The 24,338-nt window shown below is 69.9% G+C and carries 25 protein-coding genes; 6 read left to right on the plus strand and 19 right to left on the minus strand.

Annotated features, from left to right (window positions below; translation table 11 throughout):
- Nucleotides 1-7 precede the first annotated feature (7 nt).
- The 4 genes from AC5Y4Z_RS20780 to AC5Y4Z_RS20795 form a co-directional block, all read right to left on the minus strand.
- Nucleotides 8-976, minus strand: a complete 969-nt coding sequence (locus AC5Y4Z_RS20780) for an enoyl-CoA hydratase/isomerase family protein (RefSeq protein ID WP_499966633.1) — start codon at nt 974-976, stop codon at nt 8-10.
- 10 nt (nt 977-986) lie between these two features.
- Entirely contained in the window at nt 987-1,823 is an 837-nt protein-coding gene (locus tag AC5Y4Z_RS20785; protein ID WP_499966634.1) for a mycofactocin-coupled SDR family oxidoreductase, read from the minus strand.
- On the minus strand, nt 1,820-3,025 hold the full coding sequence (locus tag AC5Y4Z_RS20790; protein WP_499966635.1) for a cytochrome P450: 1,206 nt from the start codon (nt 3,023-3,025) through the stop codon (nt 1,820-1,822). Before AC5Y4Z_RS20790 ends, AC5Y4Z_RS20785 begins: the two co-directional genes overlap by 4 nt.
- Nucleotides 3,026-3,128: 103 nt before the next feature.
- The gene (locus tag AC5Y4Z_RS20795) at nt 3,129-3,785 is read right to left on the minus strand and encodes a TetR/AcrR family transcriptional regulator (RefSeq protein WP_499966636.1); all 657 of its coding nucleotides are present in this window, start codon (nt 3,783-3,785) and stop codon (nt 3,129-3,131) included.
- 78 nt (nt 3,786-3,863) lie between these two features.
- Here AC5Y4Z_RS20795 and AC5Y4Z_RS20800 point away from each other — a divergent pair, with 78 nt between their 5' ends.
- Both AC5Y4Z_RS20800 and AC5Y4Z_RS20805 read left to right on the plus strand, forming a co-directional pair.
- Nucleotides 3,864-4,439 (plus strand): SecDF P1 head subdomain-containing protein, encoded by a 576-nt coding sequence (locus AC5Y4Z_RS20800; RefSeq protein ID WP_499966637.1) that lies wholly within the window; start codon nt 3,864-3,866, stop codon nt 4,437-4,439.
- Nucleotide 4,440: 1 nt separating this feature from the next.
- On the plus strand, nt 4,441-5,268 hold the full coding sequence (locus AC5Y4Z_RS20805) for a sugar phosphate isomerase/epimerase family protein (protein WP_499966638.1): 828 nt from the start codon (nt 4,441-4,443) through the stop codon (nt 5,266-5,268).
- On the opposite strand, the gene AC5Y4Z_RS20810 is transcribed toward AC5Y4Z_RS20805, so the two are convergent.
- The 3 genes from AC5Y4Z_RS20810 to AC5Y4Z_RS20820 are packed head-to-tail and all read right to left on the minus strand — an operon-like array spanning nt 5,265 to nt 9,118.
- Complete coding sequence (locus AC5Y4Z_RS20810) at nt 5,265-6,263, minus strand: Gfo/Idh/MocA family protein (protein WP_499966639.1); 999 nt, start codon at nt 6,261-6,263, stop codon at nt 5,265-5,267. The two genes, AC5Y4Z_RS20805 and AC5Y4Z_RS20810, sit on opposite strands and share 4 nt — an antisense overlap.
- A gap of 39 nt (nt 6,264-6,302) precedes the next feature.
- Complete coding sequence (locus AC5Y4Z_RS20815; protein ID WP_499966640.1) at nt 6,303-7,517, minus strand: FAD-dependent oxidoreductase; 1,215 nt, start codon at nt 7,515-7,517, stop codon at nt 6,303-6,305.
- The gene (locus tag AC5Y4Z_RS20820) at nt 7,517-9,118 is read right to left on the minus strand and encodes an arylsulfatase (RefSeq protein ID WP_499966641.1); all 1,602 of its coding nucleotides are present in this window, start codon (nt 9,116-9,118) and stop codon (nt 7,517-7,519) included. Before AC5Y4Z_RS20820 ends, AC5Y4Z_RS20815 begins: the two co-directional genes overlap by 1 nt.
- 93 nt (nt 9,119-9,211) lie before the next feature.
- On the opposite strand from AC5Y4Z_RS20820, the gene AC5Y4Z_RS20825 reads away from it, so the two are divergent.
- The 3 genes from AC5Y4Z_RS20825 to AC5Y4Z_RS20835 all read left to right on the plus strand — a co-directional run bounded on the left by AC5Y4Z_RS20825 (nt 9,212) and on the right by AC5Y4Z_RS20835 (nt 11,558).
- On the plus strand, nt 9,212-10,189 hold the full coding sequence (locus AC5Y4Z_RS20825) for an NAD(P)H-dependent flavin oxidoreductase (RefSeq protein WP_499966761.1): 978 nt from the start codon (nt 9,212-9,214) through the stop codon (nt 10,187-10,189).
- Between the two features lie 80 nt (nt 10,190-10,269).
- Entirely contained in the window at nt 10,270-10,740 is a 471-nt protein-coding gene (locus AC5Y4Z_RS20830) for a GbsR/MarR family transcriptional regulator (protein WP_499966642.1), read from the plus strand.
- A complete protein-coding gene (locus AC5Y4Z_RS20835; RefSeq protein WP_499966643.1) occupies nt 10,737-11,558 on the plus strand; it encodes a class I SAM-dependent methyltransferase in 822 nt (273 codons plus the stop codon). The genes AC5Y4Z_RS20830 and AC5Y4Z_RS20835 overlap by 4 nt, the downstream gene beginning before the upstream one ends.
- Here the strand turns inward: AC5Y4Z_RS20835 and AC5Y4Z_RS20840 are convergent.
- The 4 genes from AC5Y4Z_RS20840 to AC5Y4Z_RS20855 are packed head-to-tail and all read right to left on the minus strand — an operon-like array spanning nt 11,555 to nt 15,447.
- Nucleotides 11,555-12,823, minus strand: coding sequence for an amidohydrolase family protein (locus tag AC5Y4Z_RS20840; protein WP_499966644.1), 1,269 nt, complete (start codon nt 12,821-12,823; stop codon nt 11,555-11,557). The two genes, AC5Y4Z_RS20835 and AC5Y4Z_RS20840, sit on opposite strands and share 4 nt — an antisense overlap.
- Nucleotides 12,820-13,593, minus strand: coding sequence for a class II aldolase/adducin family protein (locus tag AC5Y4Z_RS20845; protein ID WP_499966645.1), 774 nt, complete (start codon nt 13,591-13,593; stop codon nt 12,820-12,822). The genes AC5Y4Z_RS20840 and AC5Y4Z_RS20845 overlap by 4 nt, the downstream gene beginning before the upstream one ends.
- Nucleotides 13,580-15,202 carry a class I adenylate-forming enzyme family protein gene (locus AC5Y4Z_RS20850; protein ID WP_499966646.1) on the minus strand — a complete coding sequence of 541 codons (1,623 nt, stop codon included), beginning with the start codon at nt 15,200-15,202 and terminating at the stop codon, nt 13,580-13,582. Before AC5Y4Z_RS20850 ends, AC5Y4Z_RS20845 begins: the two co-directional genes overlap by 14 nt.
- Before the next feature lie 17 nt (nt 15,203-15,219).
- Nucleotides 15,220-15,447, minus strand: coding sequence for a hypothetical protein (locus tag AC5Y4Z_RS20855; RefSeq protein ID WP_499966647.1), 228 nt, complete (start codon nt 15,445-15,447; stop codon nt 15,220-15,222).
- 58 nt (nt 15,448-15,505) lie between these two features.
- Here AC5Y4Z_RS20855 and AC5Y4Z_RS20860 point away from each other — a divergent pair, with 58 nt between their 5' ends.
- Nucleotides 15,506-16,357, plus strand: a complete 852-nt coding sequence (locus AC5Y4Z_RS20860) for a DMT family transporter (protein WP_499966649.1) — start codon at nt 15,506-15,508, stop codon at nt 16,355-16,357.
- 1 nt (nt 16,358) lies between these two features.
- On the opposite strand, the gene fadD1 is transcribed toward AC5Y4Z_RS20860, so the two are convergent.
- Genes fadD1 through AC5Y4Z_RS20900 form a run of 8 tightly spaced genes read right to left on the minus strand, consistent with a single transcriptional unit; the run spans nt 16,359 to nt 24,322 of the window.
- The gene (fadD1, locus tag AC5Y4Z_RS20865) at nt 16,359-17,936 is read right to left on the minus strand and encodes a fatty-acid--CoA ligase FadD1 (RefSeq protein WP_499966650.1); all 1,578 of its coding nucleotides are present in this window, start codon (nt 17,934-17,936) and stop codon (nt 16,359-16,361) included.
- On the minus strand, nt 17,933-19,525 hold the full coding sequence (locus AC5Y4Z_RS20870; protein WP_499966652.1) for a flavin-containing monooxygenase: 1,593 nt from the start codon (nt 19,523-19,525) through the stop codon (nt 17,933-17,935). Before AC5Y4Z_RS20870 ends, fadD1 begins: the two co-directional genes overlap by 4 nt.
- Nucleotides 19,522-19,938, minus strand: a complete 417-nt coding sequence (locus tag AC5Y4Z_RS20875) for a Zn-ribbon domain-containing OB-fold protein (RefSeq protein ID WP_499966654.1) — start codon at nt 19,936-19,938, stop codon at nt 19,522-19,524. Before AC5Y4Z_RS20875 ends, AC5Y4Z_RS20870 begins: the two co-directional genes overlap by 4 nt.
- 2 nt (nt 19,939-19,940) lie before the next feature.
- Nucleotides 19,941-21,143, minus strand: coding sequence for a thiolase family protein (locus tag AC5Y4Z_RS20880; RefSeq protein ID WP_499966655.1), 1,203 nt, complete (start codon nt 21,141-21,143; stop codon nt 19,941-19,943).
- Nucleotides 21,140-21,580, minus strand: coding sequence for a MaoC family dehydratase (locus tag AC5Y4Z_RS20885; protein ID WP_499966656.1), 441 nt, complete (start codon nt 21,578-21,580; stop codon nt 21,140-21,142). Before AC5Y4Z_RS20885 ends, AC5Y4Z_RS20880 begins: the two co-directional genes overlap by 4 nt.
- A 7-nt stretch (nt 21,581-21,587) precedes the next feature.
- Nucleotides 21,588-22,088, minus strand: coding sequence for a MaoC family dehydratase (locus tag AC5Y4Z_RS20890; RefSeq protein WP_499966658.1), 501 nt, complete (start codon nt 22,086-22,088; stop codon nt 21,588-21,590).
- Nucleotides 22,081-23,154, minus strand: a complete 1,074-nt coding sequence (locus AC5Y4Z_RS20895) for an acyl-CoA dehydrogenase family protein (protein ID WP_499966659.1) — start codon at nt 23,152-23,154, stop codon at nt 22,081-22,083. The genes AC5Y4Z_RS20890 and AC5Y4Z_RS20895 overlap by 8 nt, the downstream gene beginning before the upstream one ends.
- A complete protein-coding gene (locus AC5Y4Z_RS20900) occupies nt 23,144-24,322 on the minus strand; it encodes an acyl-CoA dehydrogenase family protein (RefSeq protein ID WP_499966661.1) in 1,179 nt (392 codons plus the stop codon). Before AC5Y4Z_RS20900 ends, AC5Y4Z_RS20895 begins: the two co-directional genes overlap by 11 nt.
- Nucleotides 24,323-24,338: the final 16 nt, after the last annotated feature.

The raw sequence follows: 24,338 nt of genomic DNA on the forward strand, positions 1-24,338 counted from the left end.
GCCGGGGTCAGGGCTTCTTGCGCCCCGAGCGGCTCAGACGCCACTCCGGCGGAAAGTTGAGGTCGTTGTCCTTCACCACGTTGTTGAGGCCCTTCTCGAAGGTGCCCTCGGTGAGGTCGACCTCTTGAGCGTCGTTCTTGATCATCGGCAGCATGCCCTCGACCATGCCGGTGAGCAGGCTGCCGAAGTATTCGCCCTTGTGCTGCTTGTACAACTCCAGGAAGGTCTTCTGCACCGCGACCGTGTCGGTCGGGCGGGACCGCGAGCACGCCAGCGCGTACTTCTCCGTCTCGGCCTCCAGCTTGTCGCGCGGCACCACGCTGTTGACGAAGCCGCAGTCGTACATCTCCTTGGCGCTGAATGGCCGCCCGGTGAACAGCATTTCGGAGAACTTCCGCAGCCCCATCGTCTCCGCCCACCACCACAGCCGCGGCCCCCAGCCCACGTAGCGGAACGCGGGGTGCCCGAAGAGCGCGTCGTCGCTAGCGATCACCAGGTCGGCGTCGCCGGCCTGGTAGAAGTGCCACCCGTAGCAGTAGCCTTTGGCCTCGATGATGCTGATCTTCCGAAGCTCCTGCAGCGGACGGTTTCCGGCCCTGGCCTTGGCGTAGAAGTCGGTGACCGTGGACAGGTAGCGGTAGGAGCCGCCGGGCGGGTACTTGACGTCGTCGTCGTTGATCGCCAGCTCGTGGTGCAGGGGCAGGCCCGGGTTCTCCAGCATCGGGCGCTGCTCGGGCAGGTCGCCGCCGCTCCCGAAATCCTCGCCCTCGCCGCGGATCACGACGACCTTGACGTCATCGTCCACATTGCATTTGTGGATCAGGTCGGCGTAGTTCTGCCGCATCCCCAGCGTGGTGGAGTTCTGCGCCTGCGGACGATCGAAGGTGATGTAGGCGATCCGGTTCTTCTTGTCCTTTTCGAACCGGATGTACTGTTCGGCTTCCTTCTTCAGCTTTTCGTAATCATATTCAGGCATGAGTTGTCTCCTATTTGAGTAAGGCGCCCGCGTCGACGGGCAGTGAAACGCCGGTGACGTAACGGGATTCGTCCGAGGCGAGGAACAGGACGGCGTTGCTGATGTCGATGGCCTCCACCCACGGGACCGGCATCATGTGCGTCATCTGCGAGAACGGGGCGAAGTCGTCGGGCCCGGGGTTTTCCAGGTCCGGCCGGAACAGCTTGTAGGTGATCTCGTTCATCGTCATCGGCGTGTTGACCTGGCTCGGGTGCACCGAGTTCACCCGAATGTTGTACTGGCCCAGCTCGACCGCGAACGAGCGCATCAGGCCCAGCACACCGTGCTTGGCGGCGATGTAGTGGCCGGTGTAGGCCATCGCCTTGTGCGAGCCGACCGAGCCGGTCAGCACGATCGAGCCGCCCCGTTCACCGGCGAGGATGTGTGGCACACCGGCTTTCACGGTGTGCCACACACCGGAGAGGTTGACGTCGATCATGTCCTGCCAGGTTTTCTCCGGAATCTTGTGCAGCTTGTTGCCGAAGGTGCCGATGCCGGCGTTCGCGACGATGATGTCGAGCCGTCCGAGTTGTTCGACCCCGCTGTCCACCAGGGCCTTGAGCCCGTCGTAGTCGCGCACGTCGACCTGCTCGGCCACGATGCGGCGGTCGAGGGCCTTGACCAGGTCGGCGGTTTCGGCGAGATCGTCCGGCGTCGAATGCGGGTAGGCCATGTTGTCGATCGGCCCGCAGATGTCGAACGCGATGATGTCGGCGCCCTCCTGCGCCAGGCGCACCGCGTGGCTGCGGCCCTGACCGCGGGCGGCGCCGCTGATGAGCGCGACCTTGCCCGCGACGCGGCCGGTCATGATGCCACCAGCGCCGGCATGGACTCCCAGCCGCGCACCGTCGACGTCGGGCTGAGCCGGGCCTTGGTCAAATCGACCTCCCAGTCGGGGAAGCGTTTCAAAATCTCCTCCAGGGCGATGCGGCCTTCCAGGCGGGCCAGCGCCGAACCCAGGCAAAAGTGGGTGCCCACGCTGAAGGCGAGGTGTGGGCGGGCGCCGCGATGGACGTTGAATGTGCCTGCGTCGGCGCCGAACTGGCGCTCGTCGCGGCACGCCGCCCCGAGGAGCGTGATCATGACGCTGCCCTCGGGCACCGTGCGGTCGTAGAAACTGACGTCGCGGGTCACGTACCGCGATACGTGCGGCGCGGGGGGCTCGTAGCGCAGCAGCTCCTCGATGGCCTGCGGGATGAGCTGCGGATTCTCGGCGAGGCTGCGGCGCTGATCGGGATGCTCCGCGAGAATCTTTCCCGCCCAACCGATCAGGCGCGTGGTGGTCTCGTTGCCCGCGCCGGCGACCACGTTGAGGTAGACGAGGATCTCCTCGCGGGTCAGCCGCCGCGTGATGCCCTTTTCGTCGACGAACTCGACGTTGAGCAGATCGGTCATGATGTCGTCGGACGGATGCTCGGCGCGCCACTCGATGTAGGCCTCGAACTGCTCACCGACCGACAGGCCCTGCTCGGCGGCCCGCATCGGCTTGCCGGCCTCGGTGCGCAATTGGGCGTTGCCGCGGTCGCGGATGTACTCCTGATCGTCTTCGGGAATGCCCAGCAGCGAGCTGATGACCTTCATCGGCATCTGCGCGCCCAGATCGGCGACGAAGTCGAATCGGCCCGATCCCACCAGCGGATCCAGGGCCTGGGCGCAGAATTCGCGGATCATCGGCTCGAGCGCCCCGATCCGGCGCGGAGTGAACATGCGGGACAACAGCTTGCGGTGCACGTCGTGAATCGGCGGGTCCTCGAAGATCAGCATGCCCGACGGGATTTCGAGGTTGGCCTTGATCAGTTCGAGGATCGCGCCGCGCGCGGAGCTGAACGTGGTGTGATCGACGAGCGCCTTGGTGACGTCGGCGTAGCGGCTCAGCGCGAAGAAGTCGTATTCGGCGTTGTAGTAAAGCGGCGCCTCGTCCCGCAGGCGGGCGAACATCGGGTACGGGTCGGCGATCAGGTCGACGTCATAGGGGTCGAAATGAACGTCGCTGTCGGTGCTCGCCGTCACGAAATCCCTCCTACCGCCGCCATTTCGCCGACTCTATTCTCGTAGAGAACCATACGGCGGGTGCCCTGGCAAGGCCCCGCGACGGCGAACCCCACGGGCGCGCTCAACGGGATCCGCCCGCATCCGTCAGCCGGCCCCGGCCCGACGTCTTCAGGACCCCGGTGGCGATGGCCGTCAGGATCGCGTCGAGTTGCTCGGGGCTGTCGATGATCCGGTCGCCGTGCGCGAAGCGCAGCAGCAGCCCGTTGATGAAGGTGAGCGTGATGTTGCTCAGGTCCTCCACCACGCCGGGGTCCAGGTCGGCGCCGCGCGGCATGAGCTGCACCAGGATCTCGCGGTGCAGCTTGGTGAACCCGTCGGTGGCCTGCTGCAGGATCGCGGCCAGCGCCGGGTCGCGCGTGGCCTGCATGGTCAGCTCGTACCTGGCCTTCGTCCGCGACAGCTGCGGCTCGCTGCCGGCCTGGATCACCACCTGCGACAGCCGCGACGGCGACGGGCGATGCACCGGACGCGCGTCCGCCCCGTCCGCAATGGACTGCAGGCTCGCAAGATCCAGCTCGGCCAGCCGCTCGGCGACGGCGCGCAGCAGCGCCGCGCGGGTCCGGAAGTAGAAGGAGGTCGTGCCGTCCGGCACCTCGGCCTGCCGGTCGACTTTCAAATGGCTCAACCCCTTTGCCCCGTCGCGGGCCAGCAGTTGGATCGCCGCATCGCAGAGGTCGCGGCGGCGTTCGGTGGGGTTGGGCTTTCGTCGTTTGTCCATCACAGATCCGTTGGACCGCACCCTACTCTATATTCGTAGTGTCGGTAAAGGGCGGGAAAACTGTGCTGGAATGATGCGATGGGCATCCGCACGCTCGCGAGCATCCTGCTGATCGGCGCGCTGGCGTGTGGTTGTCACTCGGCGCGGCATGCGCCCGCGTCCACCACCAGCAAGCCAACCGTCAGCGCCGCTCCGACGACGACACCACCGCCGGCGCCCGCGGTCACCATCCAGCCGTTGCCGATTCGGCCGGTGCAGAAGTCGCAGCCGACCGCGCCCGACAAGTGCCCCGCCACGAATCCGGGTGCGCCTGCCGCGCCGGGGAACTCCCTGGTTACCTGCGACCTCGTGCGGACCACCGTCTACACGCTCGGGCCCGAGTCGATGCGGCTCGGGCTGACGCACGTGGACCCGCCCACGTCGTTGACGTCGGGGTTCTACGAGGTGAGCCTGACCCTGGATCCGCCGTCCGCGGCGGCGTGGGCGGAATTCACCGCCGCGCACCTGCACGATCACGTGGCGTTCGTGCGCGACGATCTCGTCCTGGAGGCGCCGACGATCGTGGAACCGGTCACCTCCGGCAAGATCGCGCTGACCACCCAAACGCCCCAGGCCGCCGACCAGCTGGCCCAATTGGCGGGTCGTCCCGCATAACATGGACCGGCTCGGCATCGGCTTCCTGAACGGATTCGGCCTTCCGCCAGTCGAATTCGTCAACCTCACCGCGGATCTCGGCTGCGGGTACATGTCGGCCGTCGTGCGGGGCGCGCCGCTAATTGCGCTCGACTATCCGCCGTTCTCGCTAAAGGATCCGAAGCTGCGGCGCGACGTGCGCGCCGCCATGGGCGACCGCGGCGTGGCGATCTCGCTCGGCGACGGGTTCCTGATCACGCCCGACGCCGAGGCGCACGCGTTCGCCGACGATCTCGATGCGTTGGCCGCACTCGACGTGCCCCGGATCAACGTCGTCAGCCTCGACCCCGATCGCGGCCGCACCTTCGACCAGTTCGCCATCCTGACCGATCTCGCCGCCCAGCGCGGCATCCGGGCCGTCGTGGAGCCGGTGCCGGGCCTGACCGTCGGCGACGTGCCCACCGCGCTGGCCGCCGTGCGACACGTCGCGCGCCCCGAGTTCAGTTTGTTGATCGACACCATGCACCTGGTGCGATCCGGATCCGGCGCCGCCGATGTCGCGGCGATCGACGCCGGGCACATCGGCTACGCCCAACTCTGCGACACGACGCTGCGGCCGCGTGGCGACAACTATATGCGCGAAGCCATGTTCGAGCGCATGATTCCCGGCGAGGGCGAACTGCCGCTGCGCGACATCCTGGCCGCGCTCCCCTCCGACGTCGTGATCGAAATCGAGGTGCCGCGGCGGTCACTGGCGCTGGCCGGCGTCAGCCCCGCCGAACGCCTGCGCCCCTGCGTCGCGGCCGGCCGCCGCCTGCTCACCGGAATCGGCGGCGGGCCAAGGGGTTAACTCGGATCGCGCAGCGGGAGACCGGCGGCGCGGTAGATCGCATCGATGACGGTCATGGTTTCGATCGCGTCCTGCGGGCTGGTTACCACCGGTTCGCCGCGCAGCACGGCGGCGGCGAACGCGTCGAGCTGATACGCGTAGGAGGGGCGCCGCGGGAAGCGCTCGACGCGCCTGCCGCCGGCCGAGCGGATGGTGAGCCGATGGAAAACGTGCGGCAGGACGGGGTTCAGTACGCGCAGCTCGCCGCGGTCACCGACCACGCGCGCGTTGATCTGCAGCAGCCGCGACGACCACATCGAGCAGCGGATCACGCCGGTGTGACCGCCGGCGAACTTCACCTCGGCGGTCATGGCCCGGTCCACCTGCGGGTCGCGCAATTTTGCCTGCGCCGAAACGACTTCCGGGGTCGAGCCGCCGAAGGTGCGCACCATGTGGACCGCGTAACAACCGGCGTCCATCGTCGCCCCACCGGCCAGCGCATAGTTATAGCGGATGTCGGAGAACCGGGGCAGCGGGAAGCACAGGGCGGCTTCCACGTGCCGGATCTCGCCGAGCTCGCCCGAGGCGATGATCTCCTCGGCGCGCCGGGTCAGTGGATGGTAGCGATAGTGAAAGGCCTCCATCACCACCCGGTCCGAATTCGCCGCGATCTGCGCGATCTCCCGGGCCTCGGCGGCGTTGGCGGTGAACGGTTTTTCGCACAGGACGTGCTTGCCGGCGGCCAGCGCGGCCCGAGTCCACCTTCCGTGCAAACCGTTGGGTAGGGGGATGTAGACGGCGTCGAGGCCGGGGTCGGCGATCAGTGCGTCGTAGCTGTCGTGCACCCGCGGGACGCCGTGTTTGGCGGCGAAGGCCCGCCCCCTCGACGCGTCCCGCGCGGCCACGGCGGCCACCTCGACGTGGGTGTTTCCCTTGGCCGGGCCGACGAGTGCCAACGGCGCGATGCGTGCCGCACCCAGGATTCCGATGCGAACCGAGTTCGCGCGTCCGGACACGGCCTTGACGCTAGCATCCGACCGCGCCAAGGCGTCCGGTTAGCGGCGGGCGAACGCCGGGGCGTGCTCGGGCCGGACGCCGACGCCGATGAAGTACGCGGGCAGCACCGCCAGCCACGGCAGTCGTTCCACCACACCCAAGAGGGCCGCGGGCGGCGTCGGGTCCGCGCCGCGCAGCAGGGGGCCGACCAGCCGTCGCTGCAACACCCGTTGCACCGCCTGGGTCACCGCCGTCGGGAACCAGCGGCGGCGGCGCACCGCGGCCAGGTCGCGATCCGAAACCCGGTGCCGCCGCAGCGGTTCCGCCAAAATCGTTGCCGCCGCGACGGCGTCCTGGACCGCCAGGTTGATGCCGACGCCGCCGAGCGGCGACATCGCATGCGCGGCGTCGCCGATGCACAGCAGGCCGTCGGTGTGCCAGCGGCGCAGCCGATCCACCCGCACGTCGAGGTGCTTGACGTCGTCCATGGACGTCAGCGTCGCCACCGACTCGGCCGACTCGGGGATCAGCGCGCTGACGTCGCGGCGGAACGCCTCGATCCCGCGGGCACGCAACTCGGGGTCGGTGCCCTTGGCGCCGAGGTAGGCGATCTGGTCATAGCCCTCCCGCGGAATCACCCCCACCGCCTTGCCGGGACCCACCCGCGGCAAGAAGGAGAATTTCGCCTCGCCGTCGCGCGGCAGCCGGAACCACCACACGTCGAAGTTCACCGGATATTCGCGGGTTTTCAGCCCGGCCTCTCGGCGCGAGATCGACCCCCGGCCGTCGCACGCCACGGTCAGCTCGGCCCGCAATTCGCCCGGGCCGTCGGGTCCCTCGTAGCGCACCCCGGTGACCCTGCCGCCCTCCCGCAACAGCCCGGTCGCCTCGGTCTTCATCCGCAGCGTGAAGCTCGGCTCGGCCTGGGCGACGTCGGCGAGGAGGTTCAGCAGGTCCCACTGCGGCACCATCGCAACGAACGGGTGGGGCTGGCGCAGGCGACCGAAGTCGACGTACGTCACCGAGCGCCCGTTCGATTCGAACCTCGCGTTGCTGACAGCGGTGTATGGCAACTCCGCGAAGCGGTCCCACAGGCCCAGCTCGTCGAGCAACCGCATCGTCGTCGGATGCACTGTGTCGCCGCGAAAGTCGCGCAGGAAGTCGCCGTGCTTTTCCAGCAGCGTGACCTCGACCCCGGCCCGGGCCAGCAGCAGCCCGAGGACCATCCCGGCCGGGCCGCCGCCGATCACCGCGCACGTGGTCGTCTCGGGCATCACAGCTCCACGTCGAACACGGAGACCGGGTCGAGGATCACGCCGGTCTCCTCGACGTAGCGGTCCCACAGCCCCAGCAGCTCGGCCAGCTTGTCGGGCCGCGACCCGGCCAGGTCGTCGATCTCGCCGGGGTCGGCGGAGAGGTCGTAGAGCTGCCAGTCGCCCGGTCCGTACGGCGCGGGCAGGTAAACCGCCTTCCAGTCGCCCTGGCGAATCGCGCGGCGCCCGAACAACTCCCAGCCCGTGCCCGTCTGCGCGTCGTGGACCGCGTCGCTGTCCGCCGACAGGTACGTCACCAGGGAGCGCCCCCGCATGGGTTCGATTTCGCGGCCCCGGTAGCCGGTGCCGGGATGGGTGACGCCGGCCAGCTCGAGCACGGTCGGGGCGATGTCCATGACGGTCGCGAACGCCGTGCCGATCTCGGCCTGCCGGGTGAAGCCCGGCCAGGTCATGAAGCCCACCACCCGGATGCCGCCCTCGGTGGTGAACGCCTTGTGCAGCCGCGAGGGCGCGGTGGCCGCCTGCGCCCAGCGGGGCCCGTACCAGACGAACGAGCTGGGGCGGCCGAGGTTGTCGAGGCTGTTGTCGCAGTTCTTTTCGATCTGCGCGGCGATCTGGGCGCCGCGCAGCGGCATCGCCTCGACCATCGCGCCCTCGGCGCCGTTGTCCGACAGGAAGATCACCACGGTGTCGTCCAACTCGCCGCTGCCGGCCAGGTAGTCGATCACCCGCCCGATGTTCTGGTCCATCCGGTCCACCATCGCGGCGTAGACCTCCATGGTGCGGGCCGAACGCGCGCGCTCGTCGTCGTTCATCTCGTCCCACTCGGGGGCGCCGTCGGCCACGACGGGGTGGGCGACGACCTCGGCCGGGCACAGGCCGAGCTTCTTGAGCGCGCCCAGACGGGCCTCGCGCAACGCGTCGGGGCCGTCGTCGTAGCGGCCGCGGTAGGTCGCGATGTCTTCGTCGGGCGCCTGCAGCGGCCAGTGCGGCGCCTGGAAGGGCAGGTAGGCGAAGAACGGCCGGTCGTCGTCGTCGGAGCGCTCGCCGAGATACCGCAGCAGCGTGTCGGTGTACGAGTCCGACGAGTAGAAGTCGTCGCCGACGTTGACGAAGTGGTCGTCCTCGGTGTAAAGCGTTGGCACCGGCGAGAACCCGCCGCCCGCGGCGCCCCCGTAGTGGCTGGCGCCGGCGGGCAGCAACGCGAACGAGCGCTCGAATCCGCGCGCCCACGGGGACGTCTCGATGGTGTCGCCCAGGTGCCATTTGCCCGACATCAGCGTCAGGTACCCCGCGTCGCGCAGCAGCTCGGGCAACGCCACCACCCGCTCGTTCAGGTAGCCCTCGTAGCCCGGCGCGCCCCGGAACGCGGGGGCCGCGACCTCGAGCATGGTGCCGATCCCGGCGATGTGGTGGTCGGTCCCGGTCAGCAGCATCGCCCGCGTCGGCGAGCACGCCGGTGCGGAATGGAAATCGGTGAACCGGACGCCGGTGCAGGCCAGCCGGTCCAGGTTCGGGGTGTTGATCTCGCCGCCGAAGGCGCCGATGTCGGAGAATCCGAGGTCGTCCGCCACGATCACCAGAAAGTTCGGTCGCTTCACGCTGAAGCATCCTTTCAGGTCCGGCGCCGGGATGGAATGCTGGCTCGTGTGCTGACCCAGTTCGGAATGTCCATCCCTCTCGTCGCCGCCCCGATGTCGGGCGGCCCGACCACCCCGGCGATGGTGTCGGCCGCGACCCGGGCGGGCGCGTTCGGGATGCTGGCGGCCGGCTACAAGACGGTCGGGGCCGTCGAAGCGGAGATCAGGGCCGTTCGGGCCGAGGGAATCCCGTTCGGCGTCAACGTGTTTGCGCCGAACCCGCTGCCAGTCGACCCGGACGGCTACCGGGCCTATGCGGCGATCGTCCAGGCCGACGCCGACCGGTTCGATGTGACGCTGCCCACCGAACCCGTCGAGGACACCGACTGGTTCGACGAGAAGATCGCGCTGCTGCTCGATGACCCCGTGCCGATGGTGTCGTTCACGTTCGGGATACCGCCCCGCGCCGCGATCGCCGCCCTGCAACGCGCCGGCAGCGTCGTCGTCCAGACGGTGACGACCGCGGACGAGGCCGCGCAGGCCCACGCCGCCGGGGTCGACATGCTCGCCGTGCAGGCGTCGGCCGCCGGCGGGCATTCCGGGACGCTATCGCCGCGCACACCACTGGCGCCGCCGGTGCCGATCGGCGAGCTGGTGCGCCAGGTCGTCGCGGCCGTGCCGCTGCCCGTCCTGGCCGCCGGTGGGCTCGCCACCCCGGGCGCGGTGGCCGAGGTGATCCAGACGGGCGCCACCGCCGCTGTCGTCGGGACGGTTCTGCTGCGCGCCAACGAAAGTGGCGCGTCGGCCACCCACCAGGCGGCGCTGACCGATCCCGCGTACACCGAGACGGTCATCACGCGGGCCTTCACCGGCCGCCCGGCGCGCGGCCTGCGCAACGCGTTCATCGACGCCCACGAGGCGCAGGCCCCGCTGGGCTACCCGGCCGTTCACCACCTCACCAGCCCCATGCGCAAGGCCGCGGCCGCGGCGGGCAAACCCGAGTACGTCCACCTGTGGGCGGGCACCGGATACCGGAACGCCACCGCCGAGCCCGCGGCCGACATCCTGCGCCGATTGGCGTCCGGTCTCTAGTTGCGCGGCCTGCGCTCTTCCATCGGCCGTCCCGGTTGCGATACTGTACGTTAAGTACGTACTTAACGAAGTGGACCCTGATGTCACCGGAAGAAGCGGAATTCGCCGACCGCCTCGGGCTGTTCTTCGAGCTCCTCGGCGCCACCCGCACGATGGGCCGCGTCTACGGGTGGCTGTTGATCTGCGATCCACCCCAGCAGTCGTTGACCCAGTTGGCCGAGGCGTTGTCGGTGAGCAAGGCCTCGATCAGCACCGTCGCCCGCCAGCTTCAGGAGGGCGGCATGCTGGAGCGGCTGCCGAGCCCCGACCGGCAGCACCTCTATCGGGTCACGCCGGGCGGGTTCACCAGCGTGCTCAAAACGCAGCTTTCGCTGATGCGCCTGGGCATCGAGCCCGCCGAGTTCGCGCTGTCCGTGCTCGGCGGGGACCGCGCCGAACAGCGGCAGCGGGTCGAGGACTTCCGCGACTTCTGTCTCTTCTGCGCCCAGGCGTACGGCGAACAGCTCATGCGGATGTGGACCGAATACCGGGAGGGAAAGAAGCAGCGATGACCTCGACGGACAAGGTCGACTTCACGGACGTGGCGTGGGGATCGGTGGAATGGACGAACCTGTGCACGCTGTACCTGCGGGCATACGAAAGCCGCTCGCCGGCAGCGATTCTCGGTGACGCGGCGGCCGCCGAGGCGGTGGACCGCATCGACTACGACTGGGCCCGCATGCGCCGGGCCATGCGGCCGGGCACCAACCAGTATCTGGTCAGCATGCGCGCGACCCAGCTCGACGACTGGAGCACAGATTTCCTGCGCCGCCATCCGGACGCCGTCGTGCTGCATCTCGGATGCGGCATGGACACCCGCGCGTTCCGGCTGCACCCGCCGGAATCCGTGCGATGGTTCGACGTCGATCAGCCCGACGTGATCGCGTTGCGGCGCAAGCTCTACGACGACCGCGCCGGCTACCGGATGATCGGCTCGTCTGTGACCGACGAGGCGTGGCTGCGCGAGGTACCCGCCGATCGCCCGACCCTGATCATCGCCGAGGGGCTGGTCATGTACCTCACCGAAGCCGAGGTGCGCGCGCTGCTGCAACGGCTCACGGATCGATTCGGTAGCGGGGAGCTGCTTTTCGACACGACGTCGCCGATGGGGCCGCGGCTGTCCAAGCTGTTCGCCAAGGGCATCACCAAGTGGGGCATCCGCGACGTCCGCGAACTCGAGCGGTGGAACCCGCGGCTGCGCTTCCTCGAGCAGTCCCCGGTGGGGGCGGTCTGCCAGCGCATCCCCTCGGCGCCGCTGCGGCTGGTGTGGCGGCTGGTCAACGCCACACCGCTGCGCAACTACGACGTGCTCAACCGCTTCGCGTTCTAGAACGCCTCGGGGTCGCGCTGGATCTCGGGCGGCACCGGGTGCCGGTACAGGCGAGACGCGTTCCCCCAGCTGAACTTACGAATCACGTCCGGCGGCAGGTCGCCGATCTGCTCGTGGATCGTTTCCTGCGTGTGCGGCCAGGTGGAGTCGCAGTGCGGGTAGTCGGCCTCCAGCATGATGTTGTCCACGCCGATGCGGTCGCGCTGCACGAACGACGATTTGTCCTCCACGGCGCAGAACCAGAAGTTGCGGGTGAAAACCTCTGCGGGGGTGAGGCTTTCGTTCAGCGACTGCCAGGTGCCGTACATCGCGTGGTAGCTGAGCATGTGGTCGAGGCGATCCAGCAGCCCCGCGACCCAGCCGATCCCGCCCTCGGACAGGCAGATCTTGAGGTCGGGGAACCTGCTGGGCAGCCCGGAGTACAGCCAGTCGACCGCCGCCGAAATGGCGTAGGCGAAGAACAGCACGCCCGCGACGTCGGGCGGCGCGTCGTCGGTGGTCGACGGCGACGACCCGGAGGACCCGATGTGCAGGTTCACCACGGTGCCGGTCTCGGCGCACGCCGCCATCATCGGGTCCCAGTGACCGGAGTGAATGCTGGGCAGCCCCAGCATGGCCGGGTTCTCGCTGAACGTCACGGCGTGGAATCCGCGCGCGGCGTTCTCCTGGATCATCGCCGCGCCCAGCTGGGGGTCCAGCAGCCACGGCAGTTGGCACGGGATGATCCGCTCCGGATACGACCCCGCCCATACCTCGAGGTGCCAATCGTTCCACGCGCGCACCGACGCCAACGCCAGGTCGCGATCGGTGGTGACCTGCTGCAGCCGCTGCCCGGCGAACCCGGGCAGGAACGACGGGAAATTCAGCGAGGCGTAGATGCCGTTGAGGTCCATGTCCTGGATGCGGGCGTGGATATCCCAGGCGCCCCTGCGCATCTCGTCGAAGCGGACCGGCTCGAAGCCGTACTCGGCCACCGGGCGGCCCACCACGGCATTGAATCCGACGTTCGGCAGTTCCCGCTCGTCGTAGACCCAGGTCTGTCCCCCGTCGCCGGTCTCGACGACCTTGGGCGCGCGGTCGGCGAACTTGCGCGGCACCCGCCCGGCGAAGGTGTCCGGCGGTTCGACGATGTGGTCGTCCGCCGAGATCACGGTGTAGCGGCGTTTGGCGCGCGGCGGATCCGGCAGGAACGTGACCGAGCGTTGCTCGCCGGTCCTGGCCGTGGTGAAGTTCAGGTCGGTGGCCAGGTCGTCGATCGATTTCACTTGAGGACCTCGGGATCGGCCTTGATCGTCATCCGCGCGGCGCCCGCCCAGTACACGTCGGCGGCGCGTTCGATCAGCGACCGTTGCATGCCCGCCATGTCCGACCAGTTCATCTGCAGCGGCTGCTGCCCGGTGAGCATGACGTCGTAGGCGAGCTTGCACGCCCGCTCGATCGACGCCGCCCGGTAGACGGCCTCCGGCAGGTTGCGACCGGTCGCGATGACGCCGTGGTTGGCCAGGATGGTGAGGTTGGCGCCCCCGATGCGCGCGGCGAGCTCCGCGGCGCGCGCGGGGCCGTCGATTTCGCCGTCGTACGTGTCGACCAGGCACAGGTCGTCGAGGTAGAGCGAGCCGGTCTGGTGCACCAGGTCGGGCAGGCGGCCCAGCGCGGCCAGCACGCACGCGTAGTACGGGTGGTTGTGGATCACCACGCGGGCGTCGGCCCGGACCCGATGCAGTTCGGTGTGGATGTGGATGGCGGGGGTGACATCCCAGCGGCCGGAGACCACCCGCGCCTCGCTGTCCACGACGCAGATGTCGGAGGCGGTGAGTTCGGCCCACCACAGCCCCCAGGGGTTGACCAGCATGTCCGTCTGACCCTCGGGCTGCCACGTGATGTGCCCGGCCATGTTCTCCGCGAAGCCGATGCCGGCGAGGTGGCGGAAGGCGATCGCCAGCGCCTGCTGGTCGGACAGCTCGACCCCGATCGGGGGCACCACCGAGGGCGCCCAGACCTCGAGGCCGCCTCGCCGTGCGTCAGGAGCGTTCATGATCGGCCTCCATCCTGCCTCGAATATCCTCGCGCAGCCCGCCTTTGGCAATCTTGCCGCCCGACGAGCGGGGCAGCTCGTCGACCACGATGAGCCGTTCGGGCAGCAGCTCCTTGGACACGCCCAGCGCCAGCAGGTGCTCGACCAGCCCGGGCAGGTCGACGGCCCGGGAATCGACGAGTTCGGCGTAGAGGCAGACCTTTTCGCCGAACACCGGATCGGGCATCGCGACCGCGGCCGCCACCGCGATCGCGGGGTGGGTCGCGACGGCGTCCTCGACCTGGGTGGCGCTGATGTTCTTGCCGCCACGCACGATGAAATCGGAGGTGCGGCCGGTGACGGTGAGGTAGCCCTCCGCATCGATCTCGCAGATGTCGCCCATCCGCATCCACCCGTCCGCGGTGAACAACTTGTCGTGGTCGGTCCCGCCGAGGTACCCCAGGCTGGTCGCCGGGCCCCGGCACGCGGGCTGGCCACGGCCCGTCCCGGTGACGTCGGTGTCCCCGTCGAAGAGCCGCACCGCCATTTCCGGGACGATCCGCCCGCCCGTGCGCAGCCGGCGTTCGCGGGGATCGTCGAGCGTCGTCGCGCTCAGCATCCCGGTCTCGTTCGAGCCGTAGAACTGCAGGATCGTCGCGCCGGTGAGGTCTTCGAACTCCGCGGCGGGCCGGTACGGCAGCGCCTCGCCGCCGGCGAAGACGACCCGCAGCGAGCTCAGGTCGTGCTCGCGGCAGGCGGGGTCCGCCATCAGCATCGTCAACTGCGTGCTGACACAACACAACACGGTTACCCGGTGGCGGGCAATCGCTTCGCACGCCGCGCGGGCGGTGAACCGGTGCAGGATCACCGCGGTGGCGCCGAGGTAGATCGGGGTGACGTGGCTGGTCCAGATGCCGAAGCCGAAGGGCGTGGGTATGACCGGCAGGAAGATGTCGTCGGGCGTCAGCAACCCGTTGGCGACCGCCTTCTGGTGGAAGTAGTACCAGCGATTCTGGGTGTGCACAACGCATTTGGGCAGGCCGGTGGTGCCCGAGGTGGAGTTGATGAGGAAGACGTCGTCGGCGCCCAGTCGCGCGTCCTCCCCCACGGCGACGGACGGAGCGGCGACGTCGATCCGCAACGCGCCGAGCTCCCCGCCCAAGACCAGCGTGGTCACCGGGAATCCGGCGGCCACGCCGGCGGCGGCGTCTCTGCGTTGGGGGTCGCTGACCAGGATCTTCGGCCGCGAACTGCGCAGGATCGCGCCGACCTCGCGGGTGCCGGCGCGCGCGCCGATGCCGACGACGACGGCGCCGCAGCGCTCGATCGCGACGAACAGCACGTGGATGGCCGCGGAATCGCCGTGCCACACCGCGACCCGGTCGCCGCGCAGTACCCCGGCCCCGGCCAGCTGCTCGGCCAACTGGGTTGCCGCCCGGTCGAATTCGCGCCAGCTCAGCCACGCGCCGGGATGGTCGACATACGCCCGGCGGTCCGGGGCGGATTCGGCGTTGCGACGCACCGCGCCCGACAGCGTCGAATCCGACCACCAACCGGCGGCGCGAAACGCGGCCGCGTCCTCGTCGCTGAAGGCCGGCGAACCCACGGTATCCAGACCACAGGCGCTCATCGGTCGATCATAGGGAGCTAGGGATGCGCCGGGGCGGGAGGATTCTGTGGGTCGGTCCGCGCGGTCCCCGGACGGGCGTGCGGCGTGGGACATGTGTGGTGGGGAATGCAGCCGCAGTTGAGCCCGATGATGCACGCGCCGCCGCCCAGCGGCACGTCGGCGCCGGCGACACCCGATCCGGCGGCCAGAACGAGGGCGGCGCCGCCGCACACCGCGGCGACGATCCTGCCGGCGCGATTGGTCACGCCAACAACTGTAGGCGACTGGGCCACGCTCGGCGTCGATCTCTCGTATCGTCGGGATGTGCTGATTGGGTTCCTCCTCGCGCTGGGTTGCTCGGTCTGTTATGGGACGGCCTCGGTGTTGCAGGCCGTCGCGGCGCGGTCGGTGGAACCGGCCAGCAACTCCGGCGTCGACGCCGTGCTGCTGATGCGCGCCGTGCGGCAGTGGCGCTATCTCGCCGGCATCGCCCTTGACGGCCTGGGTTTCGTGTTTCAGGTGCTGGCGCTGCGTTTGGTGCCCATCTACGTCGTCGCCGCGGCGCTGACGGCCTCGATCGCGGTGACCGGCATCGTGTCCGCGTGGGTGTTGTCGGCGCGCCTTTCGTCGATCGAGTGGTCGGCCGTCGGGGTGGTCTGCCTGAGCCTCGCCGCGCTTGCCGCCGCGGCCGGCCCGGAGCACTCCCGCCGTCCCCCGGCGTGGCTCGGGTGGTCGCTCATCGCGGTCGTGGCCGCGGTATTCGTCGCCGGCGCCGCCGCGGGCCGATTGCCCGAACGCGAGCGCGCGCTTGCCCTCGGGTTCGGCTCGGGAACCGGATTCGGTGTGGTCGAGGTCGGCGTGCGCCTCATCGACGTGGATGACCCGACCAAGGCCGCCTTCTATGGCCAGCCGGCGATCTATGCGGCCGCCGCGGGTGGGATCGCGGGATTCCTGTTGCTCACGTCCGCGTTGCAGCGCGGTTCGGTGACGACGACGGTGGCCGCCATGGTCGTCGGTGAGACGATCGCCCCGGCCGTCGTGGGGGTGGTGTGGCTGGGTGACACGGCGCGCGCCGGGCTCGGCTGGCTGGTCGTCGCCGGTTTCGTGGTGGCGGTGCTTGCGACGCTGGTGCTGGCCCGGTTCGGCGAGGCGCCCGAGCCCGTCGAATCCGGTTGAGTCACCGGGTGATCGCGTAGCTGGTGCCCCGCGGTTCGCGCGCCCACAGCACGCCGCCCTGCGCGGTGATGCCGGCGGCGATGAGTTCGCGTTTGAGGATCTTGTTGGTGGCCGTCGCCGGCAGGTCGTCGTTGATGCGCACGTAGCGTGGCCACGCCTTCGGCGACAGGTCGGGCTGGGCGGCCAGGAATTTCTCGAATTCCTCCGGCCCCAAACCGTTTCCGTCGCGCAGCACCAGGGCCGCCATCACCTGGTCGCCGACCCGCTCGTCGGGCACGGCGTAGACGGCGACCTGGCTCACGTGCGGCAGCCGTTCCAGGATCCGCTCGATCGGCGCCGCCGCCAGGTTCTCGCCGTCCACCCGCATCCAGTCGGCCGTGCGGCCGGCCAGGTAGATCCAGCCGTCGGCGTCGCGGTAGGCCAGGTCGCCGGACCAGTACATGCCGTGCCGGATGCGCTGCGCCGTCGCGGAGGGATCGTTGTAGTAGCCGGTGAACGGCCCGGCGCCCTGGGTGTTCACGAGTTCGCCGACGGCTTCGTCGAAGTTGGCCAGCGCGCCGTGCTCGTCGAACCGCGCGACCGCGCACTCCGTCAGGGTGCGTGGGTTGTAGATGGCGACTCCGGGGTAGGGCTTGCCGATCGAGCCGGGCGGGGAGCCGTCCTCGCGGACGACGATCACCGCGAACTCGCTGGAGCCGAAGCTGTCGATGACGCGGCAACCGAAACGCCGTGCGAATTCGTCGATGTCGCGATCGGTGGCCTCGTTGCCGAACGCGATCCGCAGCGTGGTGTCGGCGTCGTCGGGGCGTTCGGGGGTGGCGAGGATCAGCGCCAGCGGCTTGCCGACGTAGTTCAGGTAGGTCACCCGGTAGCGGCGCACGTCGTCGATGAAGCGGGACGGCGAGAACTTGGCCGGGACCATGGTCGCGCCGCTGCCGATCGCGACCGCCCACCCGGCGGCGATGCCGTTGGAGTGAAACAGCGGCATCGCCAGGTAGCACACGTCGTCGGCGGTGACGTCGTATTGGAAGATCAGGCTGGCCCCGCACATGATCGCCATCCCGTGCGCGAACCGCACGGCCTTGGGGTCGCCGCTGGTGCCGGAGGTGAAGATCATCATCAGGGTGTCGGCGGAGGTGACCTCGCGGTGGGCGACGAGCGGCGGCGCCGCGGCCACCGCCTCGGCGTAGCGCGGTGAGCCCACGTCGAGAACCCGAATCCCGTTGAGCTCCAAGCCGTCCAGCAGTGTCAGGTGGTCGGCGTCGACCAGCAGGATCTGGCAGTCGGAGCGCCGGATGTCGGCGCTCAGCCCGGCTCCGCGCCGGGTGGTGTTGATGCCGCACAACGCGTAGCCGCCCAGCGCCGCGGCCGCCATCGCGCGCAGCATCGCCGGGGAATTGGTCAGCAGGGCACCGACATGCAGCGGACGCGCGGGGTCGGCCAGGCCGATCAGCGCCGCGGCCTCGGCCTCGGCCTCGGCCAGGTGTTCCCGCCAGGTCCAGACGCGCTCGCCGTGGGCGATCGCGGGGGTGTCGTCGTTTTTGCGCTGCCGCAGCAGCTGCTGCACCGTCTCGATCATCGCGTCGTGAACACCAGCCCCGGGTAGTTCTGGTCCGCCACCGCGTCGCAGTGGCGCCGGTAGGTGCCGAATCCCCCGGCGTAGGGCATGAAGGCCCGCTTCTTGCCCTCGATGTTGGCGCCGAGATACCACGACGACGCGGCCTTGGGGAACAGGGTTGCCTCGGCGGCCTTCGCGACGTGGTCGGTCCAGGCGTCGGCGGCGTCGCGGCGGGGTTCGACCTCGCTCGCCCCTCGGTGGCGGGCGGCCAGGATCAGCTCGATCGCCCAATCGACTTGAACCTCGGCGTGCAGCACCATGTTCGACAGCACCGACGGGCTGCCGGGCCCGCTGATGGTGAACAGGTTCGGCAGGCCGGGGACCATCAGCCCGAGGAAGGTCACGGGGCCGTCGGCCCAGACGTCGCGCAGCCGATCTCCCCGCGGCCCTTTCGGGTCGATGCGGGTCAGCGCGCCGGTCATCGCGTCGAATCCGGTCGCGAAGATCAGCGCGTCGCACGGGTAGGTCGCGGCGCGGGTGCGGACCCCGTCGGCCGTGATCGCGTCGATGGGTTCGCGGCGCAGGTTCACCAGCCGGACGTTGTCGCGGTTGAAGGTCGCGTAATAGCCGGCGTCGGTGCAGATCCGCTTCGTGCCGATGGGATGGTCGACCGGGATCAGGTCGGCGGCGACGACGGGGTCGCGGACGATTTCCCGGATCCGCTCCTCGGCGAACTCCCTGGCGATGTCGTTGGCCGCGAGGTCGCTGTTCTGGTCGGGGAACGTCTTGGCGAACAGCACCCCGCCCTCGCGCCAGCGCCGCCACAGGGCCTCGGCCCGCTCTTGCGGCTCGGTGTCGACGGCGTTCTTGTGGTAGGTGCCGTGCGGCGTGCCGGCCGAGGCGTAGGCCGAGACCCGCCGGCGCTCGGGGTAATCCGCGCGGATCCGCTGCTGTTCCTCGGGCGACCACGGGCGGTTGGGCATCGGGATGCTGTAGTTCGCGGTCCGCTGGAACACCACCAGCCGTGCGGCCTGGTCGGCGACGAGCGGAACCGCTTGGATGCCCGACGAACCCGTGCCGATCAGCCCCACTCGCTTGCCGCTGAAGTCGGGGTCCTCGCGCGGCCACGCGGCCGTGAAGTACACGTCGCCGGCGAAGTCGTCGACGCCGGAGATGTTGGGGCGATTCACCGCCGACAGGCAGCCGGTGGCGCACACCAGAAATGGCGCGGAGTAGGTCTGGCCCTGCCGGGTGCGCACGTGCCAGCGCCCCTCGCCGAAGTCGGCGCCGACCGCGTCGACGCCGAACCGGTAGTGGCGGCGCAGGTCGAAGCGGTCGGCCACGTGGCGCAGATAGGCCAGGATCTCCGGCTGCGCGGCGAAGCGTTCGCTCCACGTCCAGCGTTGCTGCAGTTCCTCGTCGAATGAGTAGGAGTAGTCGACGCTTTCGACGTCGCATCGGGCGCCCGGGTACCGGTTCCAGTACCAGGTGCCGCCCACGTCGGGCGCCGCCTCGAGGGCGAGCACCGACAGGCCCGCCGAGGCGGCCCGGTGCACCGCGTACAGCCCCGCGAATCCCGCGCCGATGACGAGTACATCCGTGTCGGTCATGCGGACTCGCAGCCTGCGGGCCGGTACTTCAGCAGGGTGATTCCGCTTTCAGGCAGATCGTAGAACACCGGCAGCACCCGCATTCCGATCCTGATGTCGCCGGGACCGACGTCCACCAACTCGGTGCTGATCTTCGGCCCGGCGTCCCACTGCACCACCGCGAGCAGCTGCGGCACCGCGTCCGCCCACGGCGGCCCGGTGGGCCTGCGCGCGACGGTGAAGGTGTACAGCGTTCCGGCGCCGTCGATTTCGCGCCACTGAAGGTCGTCGGCGAGCGAGCCCGGGGCCAGCGTGCGCGGATAGAAGACGTAGCGGCCCAGCGACGGCGAGTACTGCACCAGGATCCGGTGTTGGGCCAGGCCGTCCCAGAACGGCCGGGATACCGGCGTGGGCTCGGGAAGGGGTTGCGTCACCGCTAGTCCCCCCGCAATAGCAGGGCGACCTGCTCGCTCATGATGCCGCCGTTGCCGGTGACGAAGGCGGTGTGGCAGTCGCGCACCTGCGCGTCGCCGGCCCGGCCCATGACCTGACGCGCGCCGTCGACGACGTGGTGCATGCCGCCGGCCATCCCGGCCTGGCCGAACGACAGCTGGCCGCCGGCGGTGTTGAGCGGGAAGTCCCCGCGAAAGGTCAGGTCGTGGTCGGTAATCCAGGACATGCCATCGCCTTTGGCGCAGAAGCCGGCGTCCTCCAGGCTCATCAGCACGGTGATGGTGTAGCAGTCGTAGATCGAGGCGACGTCGACGTCGGTGCGGTCCAGCCCGGCCATCGCGAAGGCCCTTTCGGCGGCCCGCGCGATCGGCGTGCGCAACAGGTCGTCGGCGTAGGTCGGGGTCTTGAACGCGATGTGTTCGCCGAAACCGGTGATCCAGACCGGGCGGTTGCGGCCGCGTCGCGCGATGTCGGCGTTGGCGATCAGCACCCCGGCTCCCCCGTGTACCCGCATCACGGTCTCGAGCATGTGGATCGGGTCCGCGATCATCGGGCTGGCGAGCACGTCGTCCACCGTGATCGGGGTTCCGTGGAACACCGCGCCCGGATGCGCGCACGCGTTGGCGCGCTGGTCGACCGCGATCTTGGCGACCGCGGCCGGGTCGTAGCCGAACTCGGCGCCGTAGCGCTGCGCGATCTGCGCGTACGGGGCGTTCTGTCCGACGTTGCCGTACGGGATCTCGAACTCGGCCTGCGGCGACCCGTAGTTGTTCGACGACGCCCCATACCAATTGGGCGCGACCGGGGGGCCTTTCTCCGACTGCGGGACGTGCGCCGAGCCGGGGACTATTGCCAGCACGGCGTCGCAGATGCCGAGTTCGACGGCGGCCGCGGCCCGCCACACCATGCCCGCCGCGCTCGCCCCGCCCAGGTCGACCCGTTCGCCGAAATCCAGGGCCAGGCCGAGGTATTCGCACAACGTGGCGGGCGCGAACATCGCCGATTCGGCGACGCCGTGGGTGAGCAGTCCGTTGACGCGCGCGGGTTCGACGCCGGCGTCCTCGACGACCATCTTCGCCAGCACGGCGTACTGGTCGAGGGTGAACAGCGGCGGGCCGCCCGGCCGGCGTTCGGCGGGCAGCTCGGCGATGCCGACGATGGCCGCCTCGCCCCGCAGTCCCGTCACTGCGCCTCCCGGCGCGGCAGCTCGACGGTCGCGGTTCCCGGCATCAGCACGGTGTCGTCGCGACGCCCGGCGATGTCGAGATCGACGAGCCCGGAGCCGTTGTCCACGCGCTTGGCGGTGATTTTCCCGTCGAAGCTGAGCAGCTGACCGGGATAGGCGGTCGCCCGGTTCTGCACCGAGAAGGACACCAGGCGGCCGCGCCCGCCGATCCAGTCGCCGATCGCGCGGGCCAGCAGCGCGGCCTGCAGCGGGCCCTGGACCAGCACGTCGTCGTAGCCCTCGACCGTGCGGGCCCACTCCTTGTCGTAGTGGATGCGGTGGCCGTTGTAGGTGGCGGCGCTGAAGAAGAACAGCTGCGTTTCGTCGACGGTGACGCTCAGCGCGGGCATGTCGTCGCCCACGGCGATGTCTTCGAAGAACACCTGCGGATCGGTCATCACATTCCTAGGGGCGGGCGATCATCGACGTCGAGGCTTCGGCCACCAGGTCGCGGTGCTGGTTGCGGTACACCGTGTGCCAGGTGACCAGGACGAATCTACCTGAGCGGCCCTGCTTTTCGACGATGGACTCGATGGTGCGCACCATCTCGATCTCGTCGCGGTGGTAGGCCGGCAGGTGGAACGTGAAGCTCTCCCCGCCGGCCATCCGCTTCGGGGCGCGGGGAAACGCGAGGCTGCCCGAGACCGCGCCCGAGGACCCGTCGGGCCGCAGCGCGTCGAGGTGCGTGACGGCCAGCACGGAGTATTGCAGGTAAAGCGGCGGGCAGATGATGTCGCGAAAGCCGTTGGCCCGGGCGTATTCCGGGTCGAACCAGAGCGGGTTGCGGTCCCCCACCGCGGCCGCCCAGCGTTGCCAGTCGCGCCGGTTCACCTCGCCAGTGGCGGACGCGGCGACGCTGCCCACCCGCGACGCCGACTCGGGGTCGATCAGGGGATCTTCACTCATCCATCGCCTCCTCCAGCCATGCTGCGGCCACGTCTGCGCCGCCGCCCAGGGTCGAGCCGAGCCGCGCCCGCTCGGTCCACAGGTGCAGGTCGGTTTCGGTGACGTAGCCCATCCCGCCGTGCAGCTGATGGGCGTCCAGGGTGACCAGCCTGGCCGCCGTCGCGGCGCGCATGCGCGCGATCGCCGTTTCCCGGGTCGCCGTCCGGCCGCGGGCCAGCCAGAACACCGCGGAATGCGCGGCCAATCGCGCTGCGGCCAACGCGATGTGCATGTTGGCGACCAGATGCTGGGCCGCCTGAAACGACGCGATCGGCCGCCCGAACTGGTGGCGCAGCTTGGTGTAGTCGACGGTGCGGTCCAGCACGGCCTGGCCGACGCCCACCAGATCGAGTGACCCCAGCGCGACCGCCACGTTGGCGACGCGGCGCAGCCCGGGTTCGGTGGCGTCGCCCAGCAGCGCGCCCGCGTCGACGACGGCGCCATCGAAGCGCACGGTGAACGCCCGGTGCCCGCCTGCCATGGCCAGCGCCTCGACCGTGACGCCGGGCGCGCGCGGGTCGGCGACGAAGACCAGCGCGCGCCCGTCCGCCGCGGCGGCCGATACCACGACGACGTCGGCGACGTCGGCGTCGGCGACGTAGTCCGCGGCTCCGGTGAGCCGCCAGCCGGCCGGGCCCGGATCGGCGCGCAGGAGCGGCGCGACGACGGCGGCGTCGCGGGCGCTCCACAGCGCGGTCGTGCCGCGGATGCTGCCGTTCGCCAGCGCCGGCAGCCACTGCGCCCTGGCGGCCGGCGAGCCGAGCTCGTCGATCGCCAGCGCGGCCGCGATGGTGCTGTGCACCGTCGTCGGGCACAGCGCGCGCCCGGCCTCGGTGTAGAAGACCCCGAGATCGTCCAGCGTGCCCCCGGCCCCGCCGTACTCCGGCGAAATGGCCAGCCCGAACACCCCGGCGTCGGCCAGCGCCTGCCACAGCGCCGGGCTGGTGCGATCGGGGCGCTCCGAGGCCAGCAGCTTGCGCAACGACGACCCGAACTCGCGCCGCTCGGCCGTGGGCCTAACGTCCATACGAGGGCATTCCGTGGCCGCGCTGGGCGACGATGTCGCGCAGCACTTCGTTGGTGCCGCCACCGAAGCGCATCAGCGGCGCGGCCCGGTAGAGCCGTTCGAAAGTCCCCGCCAGCGGCGCGTTTTCGCTGCGATGCGCCAGCAGGCCGTCGGGTCCGAGGAGATCGAGCGCCAGGTCGGCGATGCGCTGGCGCAGCTCGCTGGTGAAGACCTTCTCGACGCTGACCTCCACGGTGGGGATCACGCCGCCGTCCAGGATCGAGGCGGCCTCGTAGCCCATCAGCGTGGCGACCTCCACGTCGGCCTCGGCTTGGGCCAGCCGGCGCCGCAGCGCGGGGTCGACGGCGGGCACGGTGCCGTCGCGCCGCGGCGCCCGCGCCAGCCGGCGCAGCTCGTCCACGGCGCGGCGCAGGTCGCCGGCGTTGGTCAGCGCGCCGCGTTCCAGATCGAGGGCGCCGGTGATGTACGTCCATCCCCGATCGACTTCGCCGATCAGGTTGGTGGCCGGGACCCGCACGTCGTCAAAGTGCACCTCGTTGGTGCGGTAGCCCGACCACGCGTACAGCGGGCGGATCTCGATGCCGGGGCTGTCGATCGGGACGATGACGACCGAAATCCCCCGGTGGCGCACGGCATTCGGGTCGGTGCGCACGCACAGCCACTCGTGGGTGGCGCGCTGGGCGCCGCTGTTCCAGATCTTGGTGCCGTTGATCACCCATTCGTCGCCGTCGAGCGTCGCGCGGGTGCGCAGGCTCGCGAGGTCGGTACCCGCCTCCGGCTCGGAATAGCCTACGGCGCAGATCATTTCGCCCCGGGCGATCGGCGGCAGCCAATCGGTCTTGTTCCGTTCGGTGCCGTGGCGCATGATCATCGGCGCCACCGAGGTGACCGTCAGGTCGGGCCCGGGCACGCCCCAGTATTCGAACTCGCTCATCAGCAGGTGCTGATGGACGGCGCCCAGGCCGAGCCCGCCGTACTCGCGCGGCCAGTTGAGCCCGAACCAGCCCCGCTCGCCGATCTTGCGGCGGAACCGGGCCACCTCGCCGCCGGGGAATTCCAGGTCGTGCTGGGCGAGTTCGGCGCGCAGCGCGGCGGTGACGTTCTGCTGGAGGAATTCGCGAACCTCGGTCAGCCACGCGCGCTGCGCGGCGTCGAGTTCGAAATCCATCCCTGACCCCTTCTGC

This window comes from Mycobacterium sp. NGS63, from assembly GCF_059812295.1.

What these genes read in the sequence shown, in the direction of transcription:
- AC5Y4Z_RS20780 (WP_499966633.1), bottom strand. Translation starts at nt 976, where the DNA reads ATGCCTGAATATGATTACGAAAAGCTGAAGAAGGAAGCCGAACAGTAC.
- AC5Y4Z_RS20785 (WP_499966634.1), bottom strand. Translation starts at nt 1,823, where the DNA reads ATGACCGGCCGCGTCGCGGGCAAGGTCGCGCTCATCAGCGGCGCCGCC.
- AC5Y4Z_RS20795 (WP_499966636.1), bottom strand. Translation starts at nt 3,785, where the DNA reads ATGGACAAACGACGAAAGCCCAACCCCACCGAACGCCGCCGCGACCTC.
- AC5Y4Z_RS20800 (WP_499966637.1), top strand. Translation starts at nt 3,864, where the DNA reads ATGGGCATCCGCACGCTCGCGAGCATCCTGCTGATCGGCGCGCTGGCG.
- AC5Y4Z_RS20805 (WP_499966638.1), top strand. Translation starts at nt 4,441, where the DNA reads ATGGACCGGCTCGGCATCGGCTTCCTGAACGGATTCGGCCTTCCGCCA.
- AC5Y4Z_RS20815 (WP_499966640.1), bottom strand. Translation starts at nt 7,517, where the DNA reads ATGCCCGAGACGACCACGTGCGCGGTGATCGGCGGCGGCCCGGCCGGG.
- AC5Y4Z_RS20825 (WP_499966761.1), top strand. Translation starts at nt 9,212, where the DNA reads ATGTCGGGCGGCCCGACCACCCCGGCGATGGTGTCGGCCGCGACCCGG.
- AC5Y4Z_RS20830 (WP_499966642.1), top strand. Translation starts at nt 10,270, where the DNA reads ATGTCACCGGAAGAAGCGGAATTCGCCGACCGCCTCGGGCTGTTCTTC.
- AC5Y4Z_RS20835 (WP_499966643.1), top strand. Translation starts at nt 10,737, where the DNA reads ATGACCTCGACGGACAAGGTCGACTTCACGGACGTGGCGTGGGGATCG.
- AC5Y4Z_RS20845 (WP_499966645.1), bottom strand. Translation starts at nt 13,593, where the DNA reads ATGAACGCTCCTGACGCACGGCGAGGCGGCCTCGAGGTCTGGGCGCCC.
- AC5Y4Z_RS20850 (WP_499966646.1), bottom strand. Translation starts at nt 15,202, where the DNA reads ATGAGCGCCTGTGGTCTGGATACCGTGGGTTCGCCGGCCTTCAGCGAC.
- fadD1 (WP_499966650.1), bottom strand. Translation starts at nt 17,936, where the DNA reads ATGATCGAGACGGTGCAGCAGCTGCTGCGGCAGCGCAAAAACGACGAC.
- AC5Y4Z_RS20870 (WP_499966652.1), bottom strand. Translation starts at nt 19,525, where the DNA reads ATGACCGACACGGATGTACTCGTCATCGGCGCGGGATTCGCGGGGCTG.
- AC5Y4Z_RS20885 (WP_499966656.1), bottom strand. Translation starts at nt 21,580, where the DNA reads ATGACCGATCCGCAGGTGTTCTTCGAAGACATCGCCGTGGGCGACGAC.
- AC5Y4Z_RS20890 (WP_499966658.1), bottom strand. Translation starts at nt 22,088, where the DNA reads ATGAGTGAAGATCCCCTGATCGACCCCGAGTCGGCGTCGCGGGTGGGC.
- AC5Y4Z_RS20895 (WP_499966659.1), bottom strand. Translation starts at nt 23,154, where the DNA reads ATGGACGTTAGGCCCACGGCCGAGCGGCGCGAGTTCGGGTCGTCGTTG.
- AC5Y4Z_RS20900 (WP_499966661.1), bottom strand. Translation starts at nt 24,322, where the DNA reads ATGGATTTCGAACTCGACGCCGCGCAGCGCGCGTGGCTGACCGAGGTT.